The sequence below is a fragment of the Clostridiales bacterium genome (genome assembly GCA_015243575.1).
Classification (GTDB): domain Bacteria; phylum Bacillota; class Clostridia; order Peptostreptococcales; family Anaerovoracaceae; genus Anoxybacterium; species Anoxybacterium hadale.
Map to the genome: position 1 here is coordinate 684,552 of CP042469.1, position 11,467 is coordinate 696,018.

General features: G+C 46.2%; 7 protein-coding genes. 3 read left to right on the top strand and 4 right to left on the bottom strand.

Annotated features, from left to right (window positions below; all coding sequences use genetic code 11):
• Positions 1-53: 53 nt before the first annotated feature.
• The gene (locus FRZ06_02840) at positions 54-1,601 is read right to left on the bottom strand and encodes a 2,3-bisphosphoglycerate-independent phosphoglycerate mutase (GenBank protein ID QOX62368.1); all 1,548 of its coding nucleotides are present in this window, start codon (positions 1,599-1,601) and stop codon (positions 54-56) included.
• A 195-nt stretch (positions 1,602-1,796) separates the two neighbouring features.
• On the opposite strand from FRZ06_02840, the gene FRZ06_02845 reads away from it, so the two are divergent.
• Together FRZ06_02845 and addA are read left to right on the top strand one after the other, a co-directional pair.
• Complete coding sequence (locus tag FRZ06_02845; protein ID QOX62369.1) at positions 1,797-3,398, top strand: polysaccharide biosynthesis protein; 1,602 nt, start codon at positions 1,797-1,799, stop codon at positions 3,396-3,398.
• 98 nt (positions 3,399-3,496) lie between these two features.
• Positions 3,497-7,297, top strand: a complete 3,801-nt coding sequence (gene addA, locus FRZ06_02850; GenBank protein ID QOX62370.1) for a helicase-exonuclease AddAB subunit AddA — start codon at positions 3,497-3,499, stop codon at positions 7,295-7,297.
• A 105-nt stretch (positions 7,298-7,402) separates the two neighbouring features.
• Here the strand turns inward: addA and FRZ06_02855 are convergent, their stop codons facing one another.
• On the bottom strand, positions 7,403-8,623 hold the full coding sequence (locus FRZ06_02855) for an MFS transporter (protein QOX62371.1): 1,221 nt from the start codon (positions 8,621-8,623) through the stop codon (positions 7,403-7,405).
• A gap of 482 nt (positions 8,624-9,105) precedes the next feature.
• Here FRZ06_02855 and FRZ06_02860 point away from each other — a divergent pair, with 482 nt between their 5' ends.
• Entirely contained in the window at positions 9,106-9,501 is a 396-nt protein-coding gene (locus FRZ06_02860) for a NimC/NimA family protein (GenBank protein QOX62372.1), read from the top strand.
• Between the two features lie 134 nt (positions 9,502-9,635).
• Here the strand turns inward: FRZ06_02860 and FRZ06_02865 are convergent, their stop codons facing one another.
• Positions 9,636-10,274, bottom strand: coding sequence for a GntR family transcriptional regulator (locus FRZ06_02865; GenBank protein QOX62373.1), 639 nt, complete (start codon positions 10,272-10,274; stop codon positions 9,636-9,638).
• Between the two features lie 9 nt (positions 10,275-10,283).
• A complete protein-coding gene (locus FRZ06_02870; GenBank protein ID QOX62374.1) occupies positions 10,284-11,417 on the bottom strand; it encodes an isocitrate/isopropylmalate dehydrogenase family protein in 1,134 nt (377 codons plus the stop codon).
• Positions 11,418-11,467: the final 50 nt, after the last annotated feature.

Sequence of the window (11,467 nt, forward strand, 5' to 3'; positions counted from 1 at the left end):
CTGTGGCATTTTAATTTCTAAAACACCACAACATTTATTATAGAGCCTTTTTATTACGATTCGCGAACCAGAAGACTTCTTCCTGTCATTTCAACAGGTTTTTCGATGTTCATCAGATCCAGCAGGGTTGGAGCGATGTCAGCGAGTACGCCGCCTTCCCTTAAGGCTACAGGTTCATTTGCAATGACCAGCAGGGGTACGGGATTGAGAGAATGGGCTGTTACGATATTGCCCTCCTCATCAAGCATACAGTCAGCATTGCCGTGATCCGCGGTCATGATTACCTGACCTCCTTTGGCAAGCACTGCGTCGATTACCTTTGGAACACATTCATTCAGTGTTTCAATGGCCTTGATGGTTGCAGGGATATTGCCAGTGTGGCCTACCATATCGGGATTGGCAAAGTTTAATATGATGACATCGAAATCACTTTCTTCAATCTGCTCCACAATTTTTTCAGTGACGAGATAAGCACTCATTTCAGGCTGCAAGTCATAGGTGGCAACCTTAGGTGAAGCGATCAGGATGCGTTCTTCCCCGTTATTAGGGGCTTCTACACCGCCGTTAAAGAAGAAGGTTACATGGGCATATTTTTCTGTTTCAGCGATTCGAAGCTGTCTGAGATCAAGCTGAGACAGGTATTCTCCAAGGGTGTTTTTCAGAGACTGGGGAGGGAAGGCTACCTTAACATTCGGCATTTCAGCATCGTATTGTGTCATGCAGACATAGGATAAGTTTTCGATTGTCTTTGCGCGCTCAAAGCCGTTGAAGCCCTTGTCTACGAAGCATCTTGTGATCTCCCTTGCACGGTCCGGTCTAAAATTGAACATGATGATGGAGTCATTGTCATTGACGGTCACAGGAGTATCATCCGCACCGCAGATCAAAGTAGGCAGAACGAATTCGTCATTCTGGGCTCTGCCATAGGAAGCCTGCAGACCTGCAGAAGCACTTTCCGCTTTTTCGCCGATTCCAAGGGTCATGGCATCATAGAATTTCTGAACCCGTTCCCAACGATTGTCACGATCCATTCCGTAATATCTTCCGGAGATCAGCGCGATTTTTCCGAGACCGGCTTTTGCAAGATATTCTTCCAGCATTTCAAAATAGACCTCAGCACTTTGCGGCGGAACATCTCTTCCGTCAAGAAGCGCGTGTACGTAAACCTTGGTCAGGCCTTTCTGCTTTGCCATATCGATCAGCGCATATAAATGAGTGATGTGGCTGTGTACTCCGCCGTCTGAGAGAAGGCCCAACAGGTGAAGTGCAGAGTCGTTTTCCAGAACATGATCCATGGCGGCTTCTAAAGCAGCGTTATGGAAGAACAGACCTTCCTGAATCTCTTTCGTAATTTTGGTGAGTTCCTGATATACGATACGGCCTGCGCCGATATTGAGATGTCCTACCTCAGAATTTCCCATCTGACCTTCCGGAAGTCCGACATTAAGTCCGCTGGCTCCGACGGTGGTATTGGGATATTTACTGAATAAAGCATCCAGATTCTCTTTATGTGACTGATTTATTGCATTTCCTGCGTAGTCGATTCCCGCGCCGTAACCATCCAGGATCATTAATAAGTTCGGTTTTGCCTTTAATTGCATGTTGTTCTCCTTTATTCTTTCTTTATATGTAATGTATGGAATTATTATATCCGATGTATCCAACAATTCTCCAAAAACTGATCTGTTTTTTATTAATTTTTATTATAGCAAAATTAAAATATAAAATATATAGAACTGATCAAAAATTTTGGTATAATAGATGTGTATTTCAAAAAGGCAAGTTGGGGAGGGATTATGAGTAAAAAGACGTTTTTAAGGGGAGCAGCAATTTTAGGAATCGCAGGACTTTTGGTACAGGTGATGGGTGCAATTTTTAGGATTCCCCTTGGCAATATCATCGGCGATGAGGGGATGGGTTATTATCAGACCGCATATCCGATCTATGTATTTCTGCTCGTATTTTCTACAAATGGAGCACCTGCTGCCATCTCTAAAATGACTTCTGAGCGCGTTGCTTTGGGGAAGCAATCGGAGGCTCACAGAGTCTTTAAACTATCGTTCGTTCTGATGTTCGCACTTGGAATTGTGGCCTTTGGGGTCTTTTTCTTTGGTGCGGAAGCCATTGTGAATGCTTTGAAAAATCCGGGAGCATACTACGCCATGATTTCCATCGCACCGGCCTTGCTCTTCGTGCCGCTTATGTCGGTATACCGCGGGTATTTTCAAGGGCTGCAGCAGATGGAACCCACAGCAGTTTCACAGCTTATAGAACAGGCAGTGAGAGTTGCCGTCGGTCTTAGCTTGGCGATTGTTCTGGTTCCAAAAGGCATCGAATACGCTGCAGCGGGAGCGACCATCGGGACAAGCATCGGGCCCATTGCAGGCGTTGCTATGCTGGCGGTCATTTATCTTTTAAAGAGAAAAAAATTAAGAAAAGAAATTGAAGAATGCAAAGAGGTAGAAAAAGAAAGCGCCGGAAAAATCATTGGTACACTCGCAGCCATTGCGGTGCCCATTACCATCGGCGTTTCCATTCTGCCCATTATGAATATTGTTGATGTAGCCATTGTAATGAGAAGGCTTCAGGAAATCGGATTTGGCATCAAGGAAACCAATGCATTGTATGGTCAGCTCACAGGGATGGCAGGACCGGTAATCAATATCCCCATGGCGCTGGCTTTGAGTATTGCTTTGAGTATGGTACCTGCAATTGCAGCAGCAAACAGTGTCAAGGATACTGCTTTTCTGGACATGAACGTACGGCTGGGACTTAGGACTGCTATGATCATCGGAGTTCCTTGCACCTTTGGATTGATGGCTCTGGCAGAACCAATCATGCTTCTGATCTATCCAATGCAGGCTGCCAGCGCATCCAGTGCTGCACCGTGCCTGTTTATTCTGGCCATTGGTATTGTATTTCTATCGATCGCTCAGACCATGGCGGGAATCCTTCAAGGACTCAGCAAGCCTTATGTGGCTGTGGCAACCCTTGCAGTCGGTGTTGTGGTGAAAGCAGTAACGACCTATATTTTTACCGGTATTCCAAGCCTGAATGTGCAGGGAGCTGCCATTGGAAGTTCCATTGCATACGGCGTCATTGGTGTGCTGAATTTTGCAGCGGTAAAGAGATATACCGGTACCCGGTTTGATATGAATTTATCTGTGTGGAAGCCCCTGTTTTCAGGAATTGTAATGGGCATTGTTGTACTTGCTATATACTATGCGGGAAGAAGCTTTATCGGCAACAGTCTTTCAACAGTGTTATCCATCGGAGCCGGTGCGGCGGTATACGGAATCATGCTGCTGAAAACAAAGGCCATTGAAACACATGAAATTAAACTGCTGCCCAAAGGTGATAAGCTGGAGCGACTTTTGGTCAAATTAAGGTTAATCTAGTATAACCAGCACTCTCGGAAAAATATTCTGCACCAAACATTAATGTATTTGGTGCGGGATATACTGGATGTATGAATAGATACAATTGGTGATCGTGTATGAAATGGACAAAAGAACAGCAGGAAGCAATCGAAATCAGAAATAAAAATATTCTGGTATCTGCGGCGGCAGGCTCCGGAAAAACTGCTGTTTTGGTAGAGCGGATCAAGCAGCTGATTCTTGGAGATCAGACGGCCCTGGATCGCATGCTGATTGTAACCTTCAGCAACGCGGCGGCCTCAGAAATGCGGGAAAAGATCGTAACCGCCATCTCTGCTGAGCTGGAAGAAACTTCGAAAGAGCAATCAGCCGCTTCCAAGGCGGCCTTTTTGCGAGAGCAGTTGAATCTGATTCACAGAGCAAATATCAGCACCTTTCATGCCTTCGCAATGGAAGTGATCCGGCGATACTTTTATTTGATTGACATTGAACCAAATTTTAAAATATGTGATGAAGCACAGAAAACAATCCTGCAGGCAGAGGCAATGGAGCAGTTGTTCAGCAACCGATTCGAGGCCTCCAGTCAGGATTTTCTTCAGTTTTTGAATCAATTTGCCTCTACAAAAAGCGACAATGGGGTCAAGGACATGATCTATGAAGCCCACAGCTTCATCCAGAGTATTCCCGACTCCTTTTCGTGGCTCAGGGCAAAGGCGGAAGAACTGTGTGTCAGCAGGGAGCGCTTTGAGGAAAGTGCAGCGTTTGCAGAGATCAGAAAAGATATCAAACGGAATCTCACTCTGGCGGAGGGATGCTTCCTCAGAGCAGGAGAGCTGATCGAAACACAGGGAGTCTCAAGTCTTGTACCCAAAAATAAGCTGGAATTAGGCTCCATTGCCGAGCTTTGTGAGCATTTTGAGACCCTGTCCTTTGATGAATTCGGCATTTTGATTTCGGGAACGAAATTTCAGACGTACACGGCAGCAAAGGCAGAAAAAGAAAGCTATGAGGAGATTAAGGAGGCGGTATCAGCACTTCGGGATCAGGGAAAATCCCTGGTGAAAAAGCTGATTTCTCAATATTTTGCAAGACCGCTGGAATCCTTTACAGAAGACCTTGCCAAAACCTGCGATGACGCCCGCTTTTTATGCGGTCTGGTAGAAGAATTCGACAGCCTTTATAAAGAGCGAAAACGGAAAAAGAGTCTGATTGACTTCAACGACATAGAACATTATGCCCTGGCGGTGCTCTCTAGAGAGGAAGCAGCCGCCGAGTACCGGCAGAAGTTTGATTACATATTCATCGACGAGTATCAGGACAGCAATATTGTGCAGGAAACCCTCATCGGAAAGATCAAGAGGGACAACAATCTGTTCATGGTGGGAGATGTCAAACAGAGCATCTATAAATTCAGGCTAGCAGAGCCGGAGATTTTTATCGGCAAGTATGAGGCTTTTAAGACCGCTGAAAACGAAACAGATATCAAACTGGATTTGAATAAGAATTTCAGAAGCAAGAAAAACATCATCGCATCAGTCAACGATATCTTCCGGCAGATTATGAGCAAGGATCTTGCTGGTCTGGAATACGACGATGCAGCGGCGCTGTATCAGGGCAGCCCTTATGATGGGGATCTCAATTACCCGGTCGACCTCTATCTCGTAGACGAAAGCCAGGTTGATGATGGATCTCTGGATGAGGAAATCCGGGAGATGAAGAAAGCGGAAATTGAGGCATATGCAGCGGCACAGATCATCAGTGAAGCAAAGGGCAGCTTGATCTATGATGGAAAAAAAGGGATTGAGAGGCCCCTGGAAAACAGGGATATCGTCATCCTGCTTCGCGGTGCCAAAGGGTATGCGGATATCTATTATGAAGCGTTGCTGCAGGAGGGGATTCCGTCTTTTATCGATACCAGCGACGGTTATTTTGATACGATGGAGATCGAGGTTTTTCTAAATCTCCTTAGAGTGATCGACAATGGAAAGCAGGATATTCCACTTTTAAGCATTTTGAGGTCTCCGGTCTTTGGCTTCACCATGGAAGAGCTGATCTTGATCCGGCTTTGCAATAAAAAGGGTGCTTACCATCAGGTATTCCGGGAATTTGCGGCCTTCGGTGAGCAATATGAATCCTGGAGTGAGGCTGCCAATGTGTCGGAGCCGGAAGCGCTTTCCCTTGCGAAAAAATGCAAAGAAGCGGTGGATCGGATCAAGAGCTGGAAGCAGCAGGCAACCTTTATGCCGCTGGAAGACTTCCTATGGATGCTGATTCGGGAGACCGGATATTATGAATACATCGGCGGAATTCCAGGAGGAGGCCAGAGACAGGCAAATCTTCGGGCGCTGGTGGATAAGGCGGTTCAGTTTCAGAGCAGCCAAATTAAGGGGCTATTCAGCTTTATCAATTATATCGAAGCCATACGAAAACGAAAAGTGCCCATGGGACAGGTGAAGCTGCTGGGCGAGAATGATGATGTAGTCAGGATCATGACGATCCATAAGAGCAAGGGCCTGGAGTTTCCAATGGTTCTCACTGGGGGACTGGGAAAGCGTTTCAACAGAGACAGCGACACCTATCAAATCAGTCTCCACAAGGACATCGGCCTTGGGCTTCGCTATGTGGACAAAGAGAATTCCTGTTATAAGAAGACGATCATCCAAACAGTGATCGATCAGAGAAAGCGAAGGGAGAGCCTGGCGGAAGAACTGCGTATCCTTTACGTTGCTTTCACAAGAGCCATGGATAAGCTGGTACTGCTGGGAACGGTCAAGGATCTGGAGACTGCGATGGATGCTTACGACCTGAAAGGCACTGATTTTTCTGGCGCAAGATCCTATCTTGATTTTCTAGTGCCTGCACTTCCCCAGTCGAAGATCAATCTCTGCACCATGAACCGCGGAGATATCAGTTTGAAAAAGGTGGAATCAGGACAGCAAAAGGAAGCGATACGGAAATGGATTCTAGGCGAGCGGGAGATCGTAAATGACCAGACTGTCAAGGAAGAGAGCGCCAGTCAGTCTGGTGATGATAAGAAAATCAATCAGTCTGGAGCTGAGGAGAAAATCAGTCAGTTTGGAGCTGAGAAGAAAACCAAGCAGCCTATGGCTGGGGAGATAAATCGTCAGAACATCGCTGAGGAGATCAACAGGAGATTTGGGTTTGTATATGTGCATAAGAACGCTCTCACGCTCAAATCAAAATTTACGGTCTCTGAAATCAGCCGACTTTCCATGTCAGGAAAGGGCTTAGAACACGAGGAATGGAAAATAGCAAGCTTGGAACCGAAAGAATTGGAGACCACTGGCAGACGAAGAAATACATTCTCTGTCCCTGCCCTTGAGACACCCAAGTTTATCAGGGGCACAAAGCGGTTTACCGCCGCTGAGCGCGGTACCATCCTTCACAAGGTGATGGAACATCTAGATTTTCACGGGATGTCCCCCTATGCTCACAGCTCCGCCGGAAAAGTCGATCTGCAAGGCATGGAAGCGGCTGTTCAGACAAAGGTGCGGGAGCTGGTCTCCAAAGAAATTCTGATGGAAGAAGAGGGAAAGGTGGTTTCCGTTTCGCAGATAGCCTCCTTCTTCTGCTCTGAGATTGGCCTTCGTGCAGCGAAAGCGGACAAACTCTATAAAGAGGAATCGTTCAATGTGATAAAGGAGATTTCCGGCGAAAAGATCATCATTCAGGGAACCATAGACTGCTACTTTGAAGAGGACGGAAAATACATTTTGCTGGATTACAAATCCAACTATATCCGCAGAGATGAGGAAGAGACTGATTTGGATCAGGTTCGGGAAACGTATCGAACACAGATTGAGCTATATAAAGAAGCTTTAGAGAAAATTCGGGGCATCAAGGTTCATGAGGCATATTTGTACCTTTTCTCTCTGGGACGTGAACTTCGGGTTTTGTAATGCTCCGTTATATTCTGTATCAAAAAGCCCCTTGCTTGGTAGTAAAGCAAGGGGCTTTGCTGTAACAGTGAACAGCCACTCTACTGTAACAGACAACTTCTGATACTATTTCTTGTCCAGCGTGAGATAAGCTGGTATCAGAAGGGTCACAATTCCAAGAACCAATATGAGAATCCCGGATAAAAGGAACCAAATGCTGACGCCAATGCGGTCCGCAAACGCTCCTGAGAGCAGGAGACCGAGGGGCATTGAGAAAGAAACAACGCTTGTCAAAAGAGCGAAAACTCTGCCCAAGTACTCCGGCTGGATTCTTTCCTGAAAGAGAGCTATCTGAACACCGCTGTAAAAGGGGCCGGAAAAGCCCATGAGCAGGCTCAGCACCAAAAAGAATGCAAATCCACTTTCCGGAAGAATCCCCGCCAGTGAAAGACTGGCTCCCATGAGAAGGATGGATGCTGTTATCATGAGGGTTTTCCTTTGAAAACCGCCCCAGAGTCCCAGAAGCACGCCGCCCAGAAGCATTCCCGCGGCGAAAGCCATCTCCACAGCGGAAGCGTGAACTGCTGTTCCGCCGAAATAGCTGATACTCATTAGCGGAAAGAGTGCGTTGATGGGCATATAAATCAGCATATAGAAAGCTCCGATCCAAAGCAGTGTAAAAAGGCCGCGCTGCTTCCGCAAGGCCTCATACCCCTCCTTCATTTCGAGAAGCATACTTGTTTTTTCAACTGTGTCCTGCTTTTCAAGCTCCGGTATGACTGCAGCGGCTACCGTGATACAAGCTGCAAGAGCACCAAGTACATCCATTGCGATGATTGCATTGAGACTCCAAATAGAATACAGCATCGCAGCCAGAGCAGGGCTTAGAATATAGCTAACAGACTGGATCGACTGTGTATAGCCTGCACATCTTGTCAACTGTTCAGTCGGAACCAACAATGGTGTCACAGCGCTTAAAGCTGGTGAGTGAAAAGCTGAGCCCACACTGCGGATAAAGAGCACCAGCAGAATGACCCAAACAGGCAGCTCCATGAACAGCGTTAACAGAGCAAGTACCCCGCCCGCTGCTGCTATGAGCAGATCCGCGCCGATCATGATCAGCTTTCGCTGGCAGCGATCCACCAGAACACCAATAAAGGGACCCAGAATTGCCTGCGGAAGAAAGCCTGCTAAAGTGGCCATAGAAAGTACCAAGGCAGAGCCGGTTTGGTACGTTAAATACCAAATGATGGCCATCTGGAGGACAGCACTGGTGATCAATGACATTGCCTGACCGGACCAGATCAGAAAAAAGTTTAATTTCCAATTGTTTTTTAATCGTTGCATATAAAAATCTCCTTGCATTTTAAAATTGCTTTGTGTAACCACATATTCGGCAATAAAAAATGCAGGGCACCGCAAGGGGCATTGCCTGCAAATCAATACAAAGAGACACCAATAGAACATCCAGCGTATCAGCGCTGCCGGTTCATTTATGCTCTGTTCGTAAAGATAAGTATGACAAAAACACCGCCTGTGCGGACGACTGCTTTTTTATTGCCAACTTAACGAAGACGAACGGAATACATAAATGAGTATCCTCCTTTTATTATTCAAATTTATCTCAAACGCCGCGCATGTCTGTTTCCTTAAGAAAGCACACTGTTAATTTGTGTTTCCTTAGAATAAAATAACAACGGGAGCGCTCAGATAATTATATGATAACATAAAACGATGCACTTGTAAAAAATAATGCACTTATAAAAAATAATGATTATAATACTATTCAGAGACCAAATAATCGTTCATATTGAAATGGAGGAATGAAAATGCAGGAAGTTTATGAATTCTTGAAAAAGTGTAATACGTATTACCTTGCAACGGTAGAAGGAGACCAGCCAAGGGTGAGACCCTTCGGAACTGTAAACATCTTTGAGGACAAGCTCTACATCCAGACGGGAAAAATCAAGCCGGTATCCAAGCAGATGAAAGAAAATCCTAAAATTGAAATCAGTGCCTTTGATGGTGCTGCTTGGATTCGTGTGCAGGCAATAGCTGTTGAGGACGATAGAATTGAGGCAAAACAGAGCATGCTGGATGCTTATCCAAGTCTGCAGGGCATGTACCAAGCCGATGACGGCAACACGCAGGTTTTGTATTTAAAGGATGCGGTTGCCACAATCATGACTTTTGGCGTGAAAGAACCGAAAGTCATTACATTCTAGTATCTAGCAAAGCCAATATCTAGCAAAGCCAATATCTTGTTACCATTGACTAGTAAAAAACCGCAGCGAGGTTTTCTTCGCCGCGGTTTTGTTTTCTAGTGATTTTGTGTAAATTCTATTTTTGAATATTCTTCTTAATCCTGCCAAAGGACGGACTTTGCTCTTTGCTTTGCGTTGTCAAGATGTCTTGCTACCGCTGCTTCGGCCGCGTCTGGATCTTCGTTCTGGAAGGATTCAAAAATCGCACGGTGTTCCTGCAAAACCTCATCCAGATAGGTGTCAGAGGACTCGCAACGGGCAGGTCTGCTTTGCTTGATATAGAGCTGGAAGGATGACAGAATCCGGTACAGCATACGGTTGTGGGATGCCTTGTAAATCAGATCATGAAAATTCATGTTGATATTCAGCATTTTCTCCACGTCTTTTTTCTGCGTATAAAATTCCATAAACTCGAAAGCTTCTTCAAGCTTTTCGTATTCATCCTTGGTAATTCGTTCGATGGCCCACCTTACGGCCAGGATCTCATAGGACTTTCTCAGCTCATACATATCGCGGATATCCTGGGGAGTAAAGCCTGTTACAAAGGCCCCCCGGTTGGGAATGGTTTCGATGAAGCCCTCCAGCTCCAGCTGCTTAAAAGCTTCTCGGACCGGAGTGCGGCTGACTTTGTATTCATCGCAGACCTGCTGCTCTGTCAGCTTTTCTCCCTGACGGAGGCGGCCCTGCAGGATGTCCTTCCTGAGACTGGAAAAAAGGTCTGTTGAAAGTGCCATGATCTACCCTCAAATCTTTGAAATAATATAGTCTGCGTATTCTGCTCCTGTGCATCCGTCTGTTCTGCCTGTGATTACCAGCTTTTTCTCATTGGTGCACGCTTCCAGAGCGCCAAAGAGCTTGTCAGCCTGAGCCTGATAGCCGATGTGGGACAGGAGCATTGCGCCTGCACGGATGACGCTGGAAGGATCGGCATAGATGTCTCTGCCTTCCTCAACCATTCTCGGTGCGGAGCCGTGGATGGCTTCAAACATGGAATAGTGCTTTCCAAGGTTAGCGCTTCCTGCGGTACCGACACCACCCTGGAACTCAGCAGCTTCGTCAGTCAAGATATCACCGTAAAGGTTGGGGAGAATGAGCACTTCAAACTGACCGCGTCTCTTTTCATCCACCAGCTTGGCGGTCATGATATCGATATACCAGTCGTCAACCTCGATTTCTGAGTATTCCTTGGCTACGTTTTTGCAAACGTCCAGGAACTTTCCGTCGGTGGTTTTCACTACATTTGCCTTGGTGACAATGGTAACTCTTTTCTTGTTGTTTGCTCTTGCATATTCAAACGCAAGTCTTGCAATTCGTTCGGTACCCGGGTTTGTGATGACACGGAAGTCAAAGGCCAGATCATCGTTAATGTTTACACCCTGGCTACCCAGTGCATAGAGGCACTCGGTGTTTTCTCTGAAGAAGGTCCAGTCAATGCCCTGCTCAGGAACTTTTACCGGTCTTACGTTTGCAAAGAGGTCAAGTTCCTTTCTCATTGCAACATTGGCGCTTTCCACGTTGGCCCACTTGTCGCCCTTTCTGGGTGTGGTTGTAGGACCTTTGAGGAGCACGTTGCATTTCTTGATTTCTGCAAGGACATCCTCTGGAATGGCTTTTCCGGCAGCAGCACGGTTTTCGATGGTGCAGCCGTCGATCACCTTAAACTCAACTTTACCGGCTTTTACTTCATCTGCCAGCAGGTTTTCCAGAACCCTGTGAGCCTGAGCCGTAATGGCAGGGCCGATTCCGTCTCCTCCGATGACGCCAATGATGATTTTATCAAGAGCCTGATAATTGACAAACTCTGTATCCTGTTTCATTTTTTCCACTCTCGCAAGCTGCTGCGCCACGATCGCTTCAAATGCTTTTATATAATCCATGTGTGTTGTTTCCTTTCTATCTATACCTATTGTGCTGATGTGATCCTTCA

What these genes read in the sequence shown, in the direction of transcription:
- FRZ06_02855 (QOX62371.1), bottom strand. Translation starts at nt 8,623, where the DNA reads ATGCAACGATTAAAAAACAATTGGAAATTAAACTTTTTTCTGATCTGG.
- FRZ06_02870 (QOX62374.1), bottom strand. Translation starts at nt 11,417, where the DNA reads ATGGATTATATAAAAGCATTTGAAGCGATCGTGGCGCAGCAGCTTGCG.
- FRZ06_02840 (QOX62368.1), bottom strand. Translation starts at nt 1,601, where the DNA reads ATGCAATTAAAGGCAAAACCGAACTTATTAATGATCCTGGATGGTTAC.
- FRZ06_02845 (QOX62369.1), top strand. Translation starts at nt 1,797, where the DNA reads ATGAGTAAAAAGACGTTTTTAAGGGGAGCAGCAATTTTAGGAATCGCA.
- addA (QOX62370.1), top strand. Translation starts at nt 3,497, where the DNA reads ATGAAATGGACAAAAGAACAGCAGGAAGCAATCGAAATCAGAAATAAA.
- FRZ06_02865 (QOX62373.1), bottom strand. Translation starts at nt 10,274, where the DNA reads ATGGCACTTTCAACAGACCTTTTTTCCAGTCTCAGGAAGGACATCCTG.
- FRZ06_02860 (QOX62372.1), top strand. Translation starts at nt 9,106, where the DNA reads ATGCAGGAAGTTTATGAATTCTTGAAAAAGTGTAATACGTATTACCTT.